The organism is Bacillus thuringiensis, from assembly GCF_022095615.2.
Classification (GTDB): Bacteria; Bacillota; Bacilli; order Bacillales; family Bacillaceae_G; genus Bacillus_A; species Bacillus_A cereus_AG.
Map to the genome: position 1 here is coordinate 4,565,686 of NZ_CP155559.1, position 16,288 is coordinate 4,581,973.

A 16,288-nucleotide genomic window follows, 5' to 3' on the forward strand; every position below is an offset into this window, starting at 1 on the left:
GAAAGGTGATTACTATGGAAGAAGTATTACACATCAAAAACGTCTCAAAAGTGTATGAGGGGAAAGTCCCCCATACCGCTTTAAAAAATATAAATTTACATGTAGATAAAGGTGAGTTTGTTGCAATTATGGGGCCGTCTGGGAGCGGGAAATCTACGTTTTTAAACGTTATTTCCACAATTGATTCTCCTACTTCTGGTGATGTCGTTATTAACGGAAAAAAACCGCATACATTTCGTAGAGAAAAGTTAGCTATTTTCCGCCGACAAGAGTTAGGATTTGTTTTCCAAAACTTTAACCTACTAGATACACTAACAATCGGCGAAAATATCGTACTACCTTTAACATTAGATAATGTTCCATTAAAAGAAATGGACGAAAAGCTTGATCACATTTCAAAAAAACTTGGAATTGATCATATTTTAGACAAGCGTATTTTTGAAGTTTCTGGGGGACAAGCACAGCGTACCGCAGTAGCACGTGCTGTGATTCATCATCCGTCTCTTTTACTAGCTGATGAACCGACAGGAAACTTGGACTCAAAAGCAGCTATTGATGTAATGGAGTTATTTACGAAGTTAAACAAAGAAGAAGATGCAACAATTTTAATGGTTACACACGATCCGTTTGCAGCAAGTTATTGTAACCGCGTCATTTTCATTAAAGATGGCGAGCTTTACAACGAACTACACCGCGGACTATATCGCGAGAAATTTTATCAAGAAATTTTAGATGTTTTAGCATTATTAGGAGGAAGACGTGGATGACATTTTGGCAATTCGCATTTAAAAATGTCTCGCGTAATTCGAAAGCATATTTCGCTTATTTTGTAAGTAGTGCGTTTTCTATCATGGTTTTCTTTTCATTTACTGTATACGCGTATCATCCACGCTTACAAATTATGAATAAATTGCAGGAACAAGATCCGCTCATGAACTTGGCTGGCATGGCACAGTTTGTTATCGTTTTGTTCTCGTTCTTCTTTCTCTTATATTCTATTGGGACATTTTTAAATGTACGGAAACAACAATTTGGCGTTTTAACTGTTCTCGGTATTTCACACAAACAATTAAAACGGCTTTTGTTTACTGAAAATATGATTATTGGAATACTAGCTATCTTTGCTGGTATTCAAGGCGGTCTTGTGTTCTCTAACTTTTTCTTACTCGTTACTTCTAAATTAACAAATGCAAAAGGCCTCTATTTATATTGGCCAACAGAAGCAATTATCGTTACTACAATAACTTTTATTATTTTATTTTTCATCGTTTCTACATTTACACCGATGTTCATTCGTACTCGGAAAACAACTCGATTAATTAAAAATAATAAAAAGGAAAAAGACGAAAAAAGGCCGTCCATACTCGTTTCATTGTTTGCCTTAATTTGTTTAGGGCTGTGCTATTATATCGCTGGTTATCCGCAAGGCTACATAACAGAAAAAAATGCACAAAATGGATCTGTATACCTTATCATGTTATCTATTTTACCGCTCGTAATAGTCGGAACATATTTATTCTTTTCACAGACGTTTCTCCTCTTTATCTTTATCTTAAAAAAGCGAAGAAAGTTTTATATGAAACAAATAAACATGTTATGGATTTCAGATTTAGCTAGCCGTACACGTAGTAATATTAATGTGCTCTTTATCGTTTCTATGTTGTCAGCACTTGCATTTACAATTATTACTGGGTTATTTGCTGCTAATAATAATACGAAAGCATCGATATTAGAACGATATCCTTTCCCCTTCACGTATACGTCCAAAGGTGAAAATCAATTGGAACAAAAGCACATTGCTACAATTGAAACGGAGCTTACAAAGGCTAATTTTCAATACAATAAATACAAATCTACAGTATTAAAAGATACAGCTTTAAAAGAGGACGTTGTTCTTATGAAAATGAGTGACTATAACATACTCGCCAAACAATTAAAGAGACCAGAAATAACTCTTGATTCTACACAAGTTTATATTATTTCTCGTTACTCGCCCGAACTCTTAAATCTTGTATCAAATCCATTTGCAAAGCAAAATACAATTACACTTGGATCAAATAAAAAGGAATTCTCTATTAAAGGATTTATTAATAAAGGGATAGAGCCTTCTTTTTTATTACCCCATTTAATTGTTATTCAAGATACTGTAATTGATAATTCGATTCCTCATATTGAAACAATAACGCTATATAATTATTTTGTGGAGAACTGGGAAAACTCAATTACTCCGACAAAAAACATTTCGCGGACTATAAGTGAAGATGTGCGTGATTTTTATGAAAAACATAAAGAAGAAGATGCTCGAGCCCCTTTTTCCCTTTCTACAGCCGCGGTGGATCTAAACTACAGTAAAGGCAATTCAATTGCCACTTTCTTTATTTGGACATTTCTCGGCTTTATTTTCTTTATCGGAGCAGCTAGTGTTTTATACTTCCGTATGTATAATGACTTAACGATTGAAAAACAAAAATACATTACGATTACCAAAATCGGTCTAACAGAATCGGAAATGTTTCGTTCTGCAACGATTCAATTAGGAATTTTATTTTTCATTCCTTATATCGTTGCTGGTATTCATACAATATTTGCGATTCAGTTTTTACAAAATATGTTTGCTTTCTCTTTATTAAAAGAATTAATCATTATACTTACATTGTTCGGGATTATCGAGATCATTTTCTTCTTCTTAATCCGTTCTCTGTACATTAATAAATTATCACAGCATATCAAAATATGAATAAAATGGCCTTGTGCAATATGCACAAGGCCATTTTCAATAGTTTTTAATAATTAGCAGCAATATCCACCATAGCCGCCTGCGTAACCGCCGTAACCACCATAGCCACAACCGCCTCCGCCTCCGCCGAAGCAGCTAGCACCGATGATGATTAATAAAATAAACAATACGATTAGAAGCGCAAAACCGCCGCCGCACCCATTTCTGCGGTTACAATCATCATGTCTGTGTTCACACTTTTCGCTCATTACTCTATTCCTCCTTTAGTATCATTCATAACAAGTTCTCCTTGCTCTAAATGAGGGGATTCCATTTATAGTATGTTTTCAGGGCGAATAGGAAGCTTGACCTTATTAAAAACGGGCTTGTTTTTGGAAATGGGCTTCATCAAAAAAAGATACCTGTTAAGGTATCTTCTAAATAAACATATTCAATAAAAGTGCAAAACCAAATGCGATAAATGATAATAATGTCTCCAGTACCGTCCATGTCTTAAATGTTTCCTTCACCGTTAATCCTAAATACTCTTTTACAAGCCAGAACCCCGCATCATTTACGTGAGAAAACATTAATGATCCTGCTCCGGTTGCAATAACGAGTAACTCTAAATTCACACCAGACATATGCTGAATAACTGGTGAAACAATTCCTGCTGCTGTCGTTAATGCTACTGTCGCTGAACCTGTTGCAATTCGAATTAATCCAGCTACCATAAAAGCTAATACAATTGGTGATAACGATATATGTTCTGCCATTTGTGCAATCGCCGTTCCAACGCCGCTTTCAATTAATATTTGTTTAAATCCACCGCCTGCACCGATAATTAAAATAATGGAACCGACCGGTAGTAAACTTTCGTCCGTTAATTTTTTGATGACCTTTTTATTAATTCCTTGTCTTATTCCAAGTAAATAAAATGCTGCGAAACATGAAATAAGTAAAGCAATTACTGGACTTCCTATAAATACGAAAAATTCAGTTATCTTTTTCGGTAATGAAATATACGGTGCAACTACTGATAAAATCATTAATACAACTGGTAATAAAATAATAAAAAATGAAACTTTACGACTCGGTAAATCAGTTGATACAGTCGTAACTCGGATAAGCTCTGGTTCATTTTCAGGTATAACCCTTTTATGTACCCACTTTGCAAATATCGGTCCTGCGATAATAGCTGTTGGTAACGCGATAATTAATGAATATAAAAGTACCTTTCCTAAGTTCGCGTTATAAATACCGATTGCTGTCATCGCCCCTGGATGTGGTGGCACGAGCCCATGAACGATAGATAATCCAGCGATAACAGGTAACGCAATTAATAATATGTTTTGCTTCGTCGTTTTTCGAATGGAAATAACGAGAGGTAATAAGATGACAATTCCCACTTCAAAAAATACTGGAATCCCTATAACAAATCCTGCAAATAACATAGCCCATGGCAGTTTCTTCACACCGAAAAATCGAATAAAGAAATCTGCCACTTGCATGCCAGCCCCTGAATCGGACATCATTTTCCCTAAAATTGTTCCGAGAGCTAAAATACCAACTAAATGCCCTAGTACACTACCAACACCAGTTTCATAGGCAGTCACTATCTTCGTTAAATTCAGTCCAGACATGATGGCTAAAAATAAACTAGCAACTGTTAAACTAATAAATGCATGCCATTTCCACCATGATACCCCTAAAATAACAATCGCGATTGCAAATAACGTGACGATTAATAAGTATATATCCATCTCTCATTCCCCTTACTTTATAAAAAAAGAGGGACAATCCCCTCTTTTTATACGTCATAATTCACTACATAATGCTGCATTTCTGTATTGTAGTAGCCTTCGCTATATTCAATTACTTCGCCAACTTCATCGTAAGAATAGCGCATTCGCTTTAATAACGCTGTGCCCTCTTTTTCACCTAATGCTTCTGCAACGAAACTAGGCGCAAGTCCAACAGCGAATTCATCTCTGAAGTTTTCTAAATGTATACCTCGGTCCTCGACTAAATCGTAAAGCGATTGTAAATCAAAGTCCGATAAATCTGTACTTGCCATTTTAGCTGAGAAATAGTGCGTATAATGAATGTACGGTGCATCATTTAACGTATATAAACGTTCAATACGAAAACTCTCTTTACCGAATAATCGAAATGGCACTGTTCCTTCTTCATTCTGAACGATTTCTGCTTTTAGCAATTTCTTCTGTACTTTATATCCTTCTTCCACTAACACTTCAGTAAATTTCTTACCCTTTGACAGTTTTGTCGCAGAAGTGTTACGGATGACTTTCGTTCCTTTACCGCTTTTCTTTTCCAAATATCCTTCTTGAGCAAGTTCTTTAATCGCATTACGCACTGTAATTTTACTCACCTTGAACTCTTCTTCTAACTGCGGTTCGGAAGGAATATTCGTATGAATCGCATATACACCATGCAATATTCGATCACGAATAATATTTTTTATTTGTAAATATAATGGTCCTTTTTTCCTCGTTACGTTCACCGTTACACCCACTACCTTTCTACATCACCTACTGATGCCGTCATTGCCCGAAGTATATCCTTCTCTGATGACATTGGCGTATCACCGACGATTGTATGTGCAAGCATTCCAGCTGCTGACGCAAATGAAACAGCTTTCTCTGGTGCAAACTCTTCTATCTCGCCATGAATAATCCCGCTCGTATAAGCATCTCCAGCACCTATTCTATCATATACAGAAAACGTAAGTGTTTTTGCAAAAGTGAACGCACCATCTTTACATATAAATCCGCGAAGCGAATGTGTATTATCGCTATTAATAGAGCGATGTGTACCAGCAATTGTAGTGATATGATATGTTTTAGCAACCTTTGGAATAAGATCAACAAGTTGCGCCTCTCGCTCTGTCTCTTCTGTTTTCATTCCAAGAACGAACATTGCATCTTTTTCGTTCATCATAACGATATCAGCAAGAGCTAGCATTTCTTCATAATGCGGTTTCGCCTGCTCATATCCGTCTTCTCCCCAAAGAGATGGACGATAATTGCAATCAAAAACGACAGTGCCTCCGTTTTCTTTAACTGCTTTCGCTAAAGATTTCATATGATGGCGTACAGTATCATTCATCGCAAGTGTAATCCCACAAAAATGAACGATATCAATTTCCTTTGCGATTTCTTCAAATTGATACATTTCTTCACATGCCGTATTGAAGCTACTTTCTAATCGATTCGAATATGTAACGCGGCTTGCACGTGCTCCAAATCCATTTTCTAAAAAGTACATGCCGACATATTTACCGCCTCTTGAAACAAGCGAGGTTTGCACACCCAACTTTTGAATGTACGATAATGCCGCATCTCCAACCGAATTTTCCGGTAAAGTTGAAATAAGAAGCCCTTCATGCCCTAGATGAGAAAGCGCGGCTGCAACATTCACACCTGTACCAGAAAAGGAATAATTTAATGTGTTAGCTTGCGATAACAATTCATATCCCGGTACTTGCAGGCGCATCATTACTTCGCCAAATGCTGCAATTTTCTTACGCATATTGATCAACTAACTTCTTCACTACTGCTAGTAATTCACGGACATCTTCTGTTTTCGTATTGCCAGTTTCTTTATCAATAATAGAAGAGTACACGTGCGGGATAACTTGCTCTACGTTTGCTTCAAGCGCAATACGTACAATTGTTTCGAAGTTTTCTTTATCAATTCCGCCTGTTGGCTCTAATGCAAATCCTTCTTCCGCACATGCTTTCGCTACTGCACGATATTCTTCTTCATGAGCTAAACCTTTCATTGGGAAGTATTTCAATGAATTTCCGCCCATATCACGTACAAGTGCGATCGCTGTTTTAATTGGAACAATTGCTTTCTCTTCTCCAGCTGCACTAATTGGACCAGTAGAAATATTTACGTAACCTACTTTTCCTGTTGGTGATACTAAACTATTAATCCAGCTATCTTTGCCGCCAAGATTTGCACGCGTTGCTCCAACTGAAGGGAACACTTGGTTAATATGGCTACCAGGATAATGCTTCGCAATTTCAGCTACTACTGCCGCTTGGCGATTATCTCCTGCTCCTAGTCCGATTGATACAGCATCATCAATTTCTTTTCCGTATGCTTTCATCGCTGTCACTGCTTCTTCCACTGTTGGGTAGTCTTTTGATAACACTCCCACTACTACATACCCTTCTGCTGCTTCAAAAATATCTTTCGCATTTTCGATATTGTTCGCTAATACATTTAATGCTACGCGGCCTTTATAAAAACGTTTTTGAATGTTTGTCATTTTAGTTTCCCCCTACAATTTCTCTCATTTTTTCTTCAATTACATGTATGTCATCACCTTGAAGTGGACGTGGATCAATATCAAAGAATCCTTGTCTTACGCCGTAATCACGTGTGTAAATGGCAATTTCCCCTTCGCGTAATGCATTTACAACGTCTTTTGCTGATTTATTTAACTCGTTCTCGTTAATATGAATACGCGCTCTAAAGATTGCTCTTCCTGCTTCATCTTGAACAATCGTTACATTTACACCATTTAATTCTTTTAGCGGCATAAGTACTTGTAATAGCTCTTTTTCTTGTTCACTCTTATCTTCTTTTACTCCGTACTCATCAAGCGCTTGAAGTAAACCGAAAGTTGTTTCTTTCCCAACTTTCATACTTCTACCGCTGCAATGTAATTGCACTTTCAGCCACTCAATATATTTTCGTTTCCCGCCAACAATACCAGAAGTAGGCCCTTCAATTGCCTTTGAACCGCTATAAATGGCAAGGTCTGAATACTTCACATATTTTTGAATATCTTCTTCAGCTGCCGCATCGACAATCAGTGGTACGTTATTTCGCTGCGCCACTTCCCATGCTTCTTCAACAGAAATCATATTTTTTTGCACGGCATGATGGGATTTCACATACAGAATCGCTGCTGTATTTTCACCAATCGCATCTTCAATATGCTCTGCTTTCCCTTCGTTTGCGTAACCCACTTCAACAAGCTTACCGCCGCCTAAATAAATCATCGTTTCAACAGGAGCACCGTATTGAACGTTATGACCTTTTAACATAATCACTTCGTTTTTCGCGATGACCTCTTGATGAAGTCTTTCACTTTTACGACGGTTTCCTTCTGTAACGATACCAGCGATAGAAAGCGCAATTCCGCTCGATGCTGAATTTACAACAACCGCTGCCTCTGAATCTAGAATTCTCGCAATATGGTCTCCTGCTTTATCTACTAAATCAGCAATTTCCACATAATTTTGTCCACCATGTTTCATCGCATCCATAACTGTATCTGTCGGAGCGGATACACCTAAAATACTCATTCTACCGCTCGCATTAATCACTCTTTTTAATCCGTACTTAGCATTCAATGAATGACCCATTGATTACAACCCCTTTCGTATCAATTCTTCTTTCAGCAATGCGCTGATCCCCTTCTGAATCAATTAACGTAACCTTCTCATCTTTCACCGTAAATAAAGTTAAGTTTGCAATATCGCCTTCTTGAATACGACCAAGCTCTGGTTTCTTAAGCCATTCTGCCGCATTTTTCGTCACCGCATCAATTACTTCTTCTAGCGGATAACCTAAGTAAAGGAATTTCGAAAGAACGTGAGCCATACTATACACTGGACCGTGTATACGATTCTTCCGGTAAATATCTGTACTAATTGTATGAAAGGCAATATCGTGACGCTTCGCTGCTTCTGCTACTTTAAAAGAAAAACTAGCATTACCGTGACCAACATCTAAATGTACGCCGCGATTCACTGCATCTAGTAATACAGGTAGCGGTTTGCCTTCTTCATCAAATAAATTATTTTCTTTCCCGTTTAAGTAATGTGTGATCACATCATCTTTTTCTAAAAGAGGTACAACTTCCTCTATGCGAGGAGGTGCTGAACCGATATGTACCATAATCGGCAATGATGTTTCACGAGATAAAGAGCGTGCAACATGAAGCGGTTCAATTCCACTATCACAAACAACACTTTTACTCATTCTCGCCTTTAATCCGACGATTACATCTTTATACTTTTCTACTGCTTCTATTACTTTCTCTTTATCTATCCATTCCATATTGGATAGTTCATCAATTCGTTTCAAACCGATGCGAGAAATATTTAAAAAGGCAAATAAATTCGTTTTCGCCTGCTCTCTATTTTTGACTAAATCTGCAATGCGATCAGCTCCGCAGCTACCAGCATCAACAATTGTCGTTACCCCTTGCTTAACGCCAATTTCGTCTACCTCATCGCCATAAGGATCAAACTCTGGAAAAGCATGAACGTGCAAGTCAATCCAACCACTCGATACGTAAGTACCTGAGTAATCAAGAACCTTTCCACCTTCGCCAGCACCAGCTTTCGTCACCTGTGCGATTTTATTATTTTCAATTACAATGTCAATCTCTTCCCCGTTCACACGTTTCACATTACGTAGTACGAATCGTTCTGTCATTGTATTTCCACCCTTTTCTATAAGAAGCCATAAGAATACGCTTACATTAAAATTTCATTTTTTATATCTCTTTCACACGTTTAGCGTAACATAAAAAAAGGGAGAAGTAAATATAACGTTATAATGTTTAATTTTATATTAAAATATGAGTTTCCATTACATATTCGGACACCCTATACGCAGGAGGGATATTCTTGGGATTTCGAATTTTATTATTTATAATTTTAATCACTTTGTATGTACCAACAACAGTTAGCGCAGTCCCTCCATCACTCGCGGCTGCGTTTATCCGGGACCATCAGCTATGGATAAAGACAGGAAATCAAGAAATACAAATCACAAAAAATCGATATGTATCTTCTCCAAAATGGTCTTATGACGGTAGGTTTATTGGCTATATTGATAGTGATGAAGCGGGTAAAGAATCTAACTTATTCATTTATGATACGGAAGAGAAAATAAACTATCAGCCTTATGTAAGAGTCGTAACACCTGACTTTAAGTGGTCACCAAATAAAAATCAATTGGCTTACACTCATCAAGGTTTATTAAACGTTACAAAAATTAAAAACGGTCGCCCACAAGGTTTTGAAAATGTATCACTTGGGGTTAGTGATTTCGAATGGTTCCCGAACGGAAAGGAATTTATCGTCTCCTCACAATCCTGCTTACGTCCGACCGGATGGGGTACAATTCCACTTTATAAAATGCCAGTCGATGCAAATCTTGCTAAAGATAAAATAAAGCCTTTTTATACGATTCAAACAAATGAAACTGATTTATTTGCGATTAACGCTAACTATTTCAAGTGGAGTTCTGATGGAAAGTGGATTAGCTTTTTGGCTAGTCCTACTGCCTCTTTGGCAATGGATAGCAATACACTATGTGTTATCTCATCAAAAGGGAAATACTTTCGAACGATTGGTAACATGCTATGGTTCAAAGATTGGATGAAGTGGGCTCCATCAGCTAATCAACTCGCCTATATTTCAGGAGAAGGAAGGTTCTTTGTAGAAAATAAAAAATTCACAGTTGCAGACATGGTAACAGCAAAACAACAAAAGGTCTACACACCTGTCGGTTATGTAGACCTTGATTTAGAATGGTTTTCACCAAACAAAGTGGTTGTGGCTCGTGCAACAGAAAATAAGGTATGGAAAGAAGGTCCTGTTCCGACGATGTTTACAACACTTTATATAATCAATATAAAAACAGAAGAACAGAAACAAATCTCGTTCCCAAAACAGAATGAACGTGATGAAGCCCCTCAAGTTATTGGACCTTACCTTACTTGGCTTCGCAAGAAAACAAATGTATATAAAGGCGATGTCTGGATGAAGGATAGCTTACATAGTCAAGAGCATATATGGCTGAAAAATGTTGATGAGGCTCCAATCTTTTTTACTCGGAATGAACGTCATTGAAAATGTGTTCATTACAATCCTCATCATATAAAGTGAAACTTTAATCAGTGGGGGTTTTCTTCATCCCCCACTGATTATTAGCCCTCACCAATCGGACTTTTATGGGAGAATCAAGATTATCTATTCCTGAACCGTCACAATAACCCCATCCATATTATTCCCCGAAATTTCATACTGCTTATTCACCGGAACATTCACTTTCATATTCTCAGAAACTTTATAATAAGAAACAGTATATTTCTTACCTTCTACTTCAGTTGAAATCTCTTTTTCCTCTTTTAAAAACTCTAAATATTCCTCTAGTGTGAAATTCTTTTTTTGCATAATTGCGCTATGAGGTAGGCCGACATAACGGATATGCCACGGCTCATATTGAATGCCTGTAATGTTACTTTTATTTTTCGGATAACGTAATACAAAGCCGTGCTTCCATACGTTCTCTTCAATCCATTTTCCTTCAGGCGCTTTCTCCATTTTCTTTTGTGTTGAACCAACGTCCAGTGATAACCCTAAATTATGCTCACTGTATCCTGCTGGAAGTGCATAATCAGATCCCATTTTTTCATATAGCTGTTTTTGCTCTTGGAAATCTCTATAGCCACTACTAATCAAAAAATGGTTAACACTTTCTTTTCCAGCTGCATCGACAACGTTCAAAAACTTTTTTACAACATCCTTTGATAAGCGAAGGTTTCTATCAAATATTACATAGCCTCTTACTAATTCACTATTATGATTTACATTTATAATATCCGACCTAATACTATCTTTTTTAACTGGGTAATCTTTATTAACTAATAACAGATCCCCTTTATAAATTTGTTCTTTTGTAATCTCTATCTTTTCCATATTTGCAGTCTTTACTGCACTATTTTCTCCGCCAATTTTCACATCAATTTCTTTTTGAAATAACGGTGATATATAAACGCCTACACAGATTGTGCATGCGATAAAAAAAGAAATAAATACCCACTTTTTCATTTCTAGTTCCTCCTTAACGTAACTTACGTATAGAATAGAAAAAACTATTAAAATAAAAAGTGGGGTAAAGTTTAAATTTTTATTAAATTGTTACATTCTCGTCTTTTGGCAATCGTACTTCAAATATCGTTCTAACTACATTACTCTCAGCAGAAATTGTACCGTTATGTTGCTCGACAATGTTTTTCGCAATAAATAGTCCAAGGCCTGTACCACCTTGCTGCTCTGATCTTGCCTTATCACCTGTATAAAACATATCAAAAAGATACGGTAAATCTTCTTCTGGAATGCTATCTCCGTAATTCATAACTTGTACGACAACTTCTTCATTATCGATATACCCATTCAGATCAACAAATTGCCCATCATATCCGTATCGAACGGCATTTGTTAACAAGTTTTCAAATACTCTAGCTAACAATTTCCCGTCACCATTAATCGGTAAATGTGGATCAACATTCAATCTAGCTTCTAAATGCTGTTTCTCTAATAGCGGATATAATTCTTCATCTAGCTGTATAAGCAGCTCACTTATATCAATTGGCTTTTTATTTAGTTGTAACATGCCATAGTTCATACGTGTAATTTCAAATAGCTCATCAATTAAGCTTTCAAGCCTTTGTGATTTCGTAAAAGCAATCGTGGAAAAATGTTTAATTTGTTCCTTCGTCAAATTTTCATCTTTAAGAATTAAGTCTAAATAACCTAAAACAGATGTTAACGGCGTTCTTAAATCGTGAGCTAAGTTAACAATAAGCTGGTCCTTACTACTTTCCGCGAAGTCTCCTCGCTCCACTGCTTCCTTTAATTTCTCACTCGCTACATTCATTTCGCTTGCGATATATCCAAACTCATCATTTGATGAAACGCGCACTTGATTTGTAAAATCGCCGTTCGCCAAATGATGAATTCCATTTGAAATCTCATCAAAATATTTTACATAAGGCCTAGTAAGAAAGAAAAAAAACATAATGGACAGAGGGATGAAAATAATTAAAAAGAAATTAACATCTCCAATTTGTCTTACCATGGAACGAAATTGAGCTAACGGATCCTCATAGCGAACGACTAATTTATAATAAATCCTTAATCCTTCATAAATGAAATACGTTATGCCAGCAGCTAATATCATACTTAACGAAAATAGCATAACCATCTTCGAGCGAAAACTTCTCATCTTTTTAGCCATTGAAAGTATACCCTACTCCCCACACTGTTTTTATTAACTTATCCTTTCTTTTATCTTCCCCAAGTTTTTTCCGCAATGTGCGAATATGTACCATAACTGTATTTCCGCTTTCATAATAATCATCTGCCCATACTTGCTGAAAAATATTTTCCACATTGTACACTTTCTTCGGATGACTCGCTAATAAATATAAAATATCAAACTCTTTCGGTGTTAACTCAATTTGCTCTCCATACACGTTCACTGTTCTTCGCTCAGGATCAATAACGACTCCCCCTACCTCTAAAGCAGATTTATTCTCTGCTACTTTCGGCTGATTTAACGTAAGAAATCGGCGTAATTGTGCATTTACACGTGCGACTAATTCAATCGGTGTAAAAGGTTTCGTCATATAATCATCTGCACCTAATACAAGACCTGTCACCTTATCAAAATCAGATGTTTTCGCGCTTAAAAAAATGATTGGCATATGATGCTTCACGCGAATTTGACGCGTCACTTCATACCCATCCATTTTTGGCATCATAATATCTAAAACCACTAAGTCGATTGGCTGCTTTTCAATAATATGAACGGCCTCTTCCCCATCCGCTGCCTTCACAACGTGGTACCCTTCTTTTTCTAAATGTATCTCAATTAAATCAGCAATTTCTGCCTCATCATCCACTATTAAAATTGAAATGCGCTTCATTTTACTCCCCCTTTTTATACGATCGATTGTAAACTAGTCTATCCAATTTGTACAATACGAAAAGGTTACCCGTTAGAGTAACCTTGGTAAATAAAATTATATCGGCGATTTTCTAAATATATCGACTTACCGACAGTTAACGACGAAATTCGCCCGCTATTTTAAAGACTCAGCCTACCGCTCCAAAACAATCCGTTGCTTCGTGATTTCTGCTAGTCTCCCGCAATCTACCTCATACTCAGCTTCAATGCTTTGCGAAACCATTACTTTCCCGCCCTCAAGCATTACTTCCGGTGAAATAATATCCCTCTCCCAATGTCTACTAGAGGCAGATATATCGCCAGGAATCGTAAAGTTCGGCAATGAGGCGAGAGCAACATTTTGCGCTCGTGAAATCCCCATCTCCACCATACCGCCGCACCACACGGGTATGGTGTGCTCCATACAATAATCATGGATTTGAATCGACTCCGTTAATCCGCCCACTCGCCCTGGTTTAATGTTAACGATGCGGCAACTGCCAAGCGTAATCGCAACGCGCGCGTCTTCTAAACTATGGATGCTTTCGTCTAAACAAATGGGCGTTTCTATTTTCTTTTGCAGCTGTGCATGATCGAGAAAATCATAATCTGCTAACGGTTGTTCAATCATCATCAATTGAAATTCATCTAATCGTTTCAATTTCTCTGTATCCGCTAACGTATACGCTGAGTTTGCATCAGCCATTAACGGGATACCTGGGAACTCTTTACGAATCTCTTTCAATAACTCGTAATCATGCTCTGGCTTTATTTTCACTTTAAAGCGCTCGTATCCTTCTTCTGCGTACTTCTCGATTTGTTTTAACATAAACGGAATTGTATTGATACCAATTACAACACCGACCTCAATTTCAGGTCTAGTCCCGCCAAGTAACCTTGCTAGCGATTTCTGTTCACGCTTCGCATATAGATCCCAAACAGCACCTTCTATTCCCGCCTTTGCCATTCTGTTTCTCTTTATATGTTGGAACAAAACAGGTACTTCATTCGGATGAGAAATCTCCGCCTTTAATAAATCAGGTAATAAAAAATCTTGAAGTACATGTAGCGCTGTCTTCACTGTTTCTTCCGTATACCACGGTTCAGAGAACGCAACGACTTCGCCAAATCCAATGTATCCGTCCGTATCTTCTAATTCAATGACGATACTCTCACGCTTTTCATACGTTCCGTAGCTCGCAGCAAACGGGATTACGAGTGGCATTTCTGTTATATGAAGTGTCGCGTTTTTTATTTCCACCTACATCTCCTCCACTAATTGTCTTAACTCTCGTCTTAACAATTTTTTCGAAGCGTTTCGTGGCAATTCCTCTAAGAAACATGCTTTTTTCGGTACTTTATATTTCGCTAATTTCTCCTCACAAAAATGAAGAATTTCCTCTTCTGTTACCGCCCCGCTTTTTACAATAAAAGCAGCGGGTACTTGTCCCCATTTATCGTCAGTCATACCGACAACACCGGCTTCTGCTACCATCGGATGAGAAAGCAACACTTCTTCAATTTGGGCCGGATATATATTTTCTCCGCCAGAAATAATTAAATCACTGCGGCGATCTAATACGTATAAAAATCCTTCTTCATCTAAATAACCTAGGTCACCAGTGTGAAGCCATCCGTTTTGAATTGTTTCGCGTGTCGCATCTTCACGGTTAAAGTAACCGCCTGTTACGTTTGGTCCTTTTACTACAATCTCTCCTTCCGCAAACGGTGGTACTACGACGCCCTCTTTTTCAATACGAAGTTGGCACTGAAATAGTGGTTTCCCGGCTGATCCTACTTTCGTTAACATGTAATCTGCGGATAACGTACAAATTTGCGACGACGTCTCTGTCATACCGTACGTTTGATACACAGGAATTTCTTTATCTACACATATTTCTAATAACGGTTTTGGCGCTGGTCCTCCGCCAAGTAACATGCATCGTAAAGAAGATGGATATGTTCTTTCTCCAAGTCTCTCTAATAAATCAGTTAGCATTTTTGATACGACTGAAATAATCGTTACGCCTCTCGTTTGAAGTGCTTTATGAATAAAATCGGCATCATATTTCGGAACGAGTAAAATGCGCATTCCGTACATAATATTTTTCATTAAAAGAGATAGCCCGCCAACGTGGAACATCGGCATACAAGCTAACCAACAATCATCATCACGAAGCCCTAAGTTAAGCGAAGAACCGACTGCACTTGCCCAGTGATTACCGTACGTTAAAATAACGCCTTTCGGTTTCCCTGTCGTCCCAGACGTATAAATAATTGTCATCGCTTCTTCTAAAGAGAATTCTTCTTGTATAGAGGCTTCTGCCTTTGGCCCATTCATCACTTCAGTGAACGAATAGACAGGAACACCCTTAGCCTCAAAATCTTGATCCGTCACTAAACAAACAACTTCAGCATCATCCATTTGCCAAAGTAGCTCTTCTCTTGAAAGACGCGTATTTAAAAGTACAGCTACTGCACCTACGTAAGATAGGGCGTGAATAACTGAAATCATCTCCATACCATTTTTCATCAGAACAGCCACCTTTTGCCCCTGCTTCACTCCAACATGTGAAAGCTGTTCACAAACAGATACTACTTTTTCATGCAGCTCCATAAAAGTAACTTTCTCTTCCTCTATTTCAATTGCAGTGCGATCTGGTGTTAAAAATGCGCGCTGCTTTAACCAATTCGGCATCGTCTCCATAACTCATTCTCCTTTCATGAAAGAAAGAGACTTGATATGACATCAAGTCTCTTAGTTGTTTTGTTTCCGGTTTGATC

Annotated in this window: 15 protein-coding genes; 3 read left to right on the plus strand and 12 right to left on the minus strand. The window is 37.5% G+C overall.

What is annotated here, in order from left to right; all coding sequences use genetic code 11:
* Nucleotides 1-14: 14 nt before the first annotated feature.
* Entirely contained in the window at nt 15-767 is a 753-nt protein-coding gene (locus tag KZZ19_RS23710) for an ABC transporter ATP-binding protein (protein ID WP_237981491.1), read from the plus strand.
* Entirely contained in the window at nt 764-2,737 is a 1,974-nt protein-coding gene (locus KZZ19_RS23715) for an FtsX-like permease family protein (protein ID WP_237981490.1), read from the plus strand. Before KZZ19_RS23710 ends, KZZ19_RS23715 begins: the two co-directional genes overlap by 4 nt.
* 53 nt (nt 2,738-2,790) lie before the next feature.
* Here KZZ19_RS23715 and KZZ19_RS23720 read toward each other — a convergent pair whose 3' ends face one another.
* The 7 genes from KZZ19_RS23720 to KZZ19_RS23750 form a co-directional block, all read right to left on the minus strand.
* Nucleotides 2,791-2,985: a YjcZ family sporulation protein gene (locus KZZ19_RS23720; protein WP_088098155.1), complete on the minus strand. Its 195-nt coding sequence runs from the start codon at nt 2,983-2,985 to the stop codon at nt 2,791-2,793.
* 168 nt (nt 2,986-3,153) lie between these two features.
* On the minus strand, nt 3,154-4,479 hold the full coding sequence (gntP, locus tag KZZ19_RS23725; protein WP_237981489.1) for a gluconate permease GntP: 1,326 nt from the start codon (nt 4,477-4,479) through the stop codon (nt 3,154-3,156).
* A gap of 47 nt (nt 4,480-4,526) precedes the next feature.
* Entirely contained in the window at nt 4,527-5,252 is a 726-nt protein-coding gene (locus KZZ19_RS23730) for a GntR family transcriptional regulator (RefSeq protein ID WP_000539282.1), read from the minus strand.
* Nucleotides 5,252-6,268, minus strand: coding sequence for a sugar kinase (locus KZZ19_RS23735; RefSeq protein ID WP_237981488.1), 1,017 nt, complete (start codon nt 6,266-6,268; stop codon nt 5,252-5,254). The genes KZZ19_RS23730 and KZZ19_RS23735 overlap by 1 nt, the downstream gene beginning before the upstream one ends.
* Complete coding sequence (gene dagF, locus KZZ19_RS23740; RefSeq protein ID WP_000181913.1) at nt 6,261-7,016, minus strand: 2-dehydro-3-deoxy-phosphogluconate aldolase; 756 nt, start codon at nt 7,014-7,016, stop codon at nt 6,261-6,263. The genes KZZ19_RS23735 and dagF overlap by 8 nt, the downstream gene beginning before the upstream one ends.
* 1 nt (nt 7,017) lies before the next feature.
* Nucleotides 7,018-8,121, minus strand: coding sequence for a DgaE family pyridoxal phosphate-dependent ammonia lyase (locus KZZ19_RS23745; protein ID WP_237981487.1), 1,104 nt, complete (start codon nt 8,119-8,121; stop codon nt 7,018-7,020).
* A complete protein-coding gene (locus tag KZZ19_RS23750) occupies nt 8,099-9,199 on the minus strand; it encodes an amidohydrolase/deacetylase family metallohydrolase (protein WP_237981486.1) in 1,101 nt (366 codons plus the stop codon). The genes KZZ19_RS23745 and KZZ19_RS23750 overlap by 23 nt, the downstream gene beginning before the upstream one ends.
* 194 nt (nt 9,200-9,393) lie before the next feature.
* On the opposite strand from KZZ19_RS23750, the gene KZZ19_RS23755 reads away from it, so the two are divergent.
* The gene (locus tag KZZ19_RS23755) at nt 9,394-10,623 is read left to right on the plus strand and encodes a translocation protein TolB (RefSeq protein WP_237981485.1); all 1,230 of its coding nucleotides are present in this window, start codon (nt 9,394-9,396) and stop codon (nt 10,621-10,623) included.
* 120 nt (nt 10,624-10,743) lie between these two features.
* Here the strand turns inward: KZZ19_RS23755 and KZZ19_RS23760 are convergent, their stop codons facing one another.
* The 5 genes from KZZ19_RS23760 to KZZ19_RS23780 form a co-directional block, all read right to left on the minus strand.
* Complete coding sequence (locus KZZ19_RS23760) at nt 10,744-11,604, minus strand: M15 family metallopeptidase (RefSeq protein WP_237981484.1); 861 nt, start codon at nt 11,602-11,604, stop codon at nt 10,744-10,746.
* 82 nt (nt 11,605-11,686) lie between these two features.
* Nucleotides 11,687-12,793 (minus strand): sensor histidine kinase, encoded by a 1,107-nt coding sequence (locus KZZ19_RS23765; RefSeq protein ID WP_237981483.1) that lies wholly within the window; start codon nt 12,791-12,793, stop codon nt 11,687-11,689.
* Nucleotides 12,786-13,484: a response regulator transcription factor gene (locus KZZ19_RS23770; protein ID WP_088098163.1), complete on the minus strand. Its 699-nt coding sequence runs from the start codon at nt 13,482-13,484 to the stop codon at nt 12,786-12,788. Before KZZ19_RS23770 ends, KZZ19_RS23765 begins: the two co-directional genes overlap by 8 nt.
* Before the next feature lie 174 nt (nt 13,485-13,658).
* The gene (gene menC, locus KZZ19_RS23775) at nt 13,659-14,765 is read right to left on the minus strand and encodes an o-succinylbenzoate synthase (RefSeq protein ID WP_237981482.1); all 1,107 of its coding nucleotides are present in this window, start codon (nt 14,763-14,765) and stop codon (nt 13,659-13,661) included.
* Nucleotides 14,766-16,211, minus strand: a complete 1,446-nt coding sequence (locus tag KZZ19_RS23780) for an o-succinylbenzoate--CoA ligase (RefSeq protein WP_237981481.1) — start codon at nt 16,209-16,211, stop codon at nt 14,766-14,768. It lies immediately after the preceding gene.
* Nucleotides 16,212-16,288 lie beyond the last annotated feature (77 nt).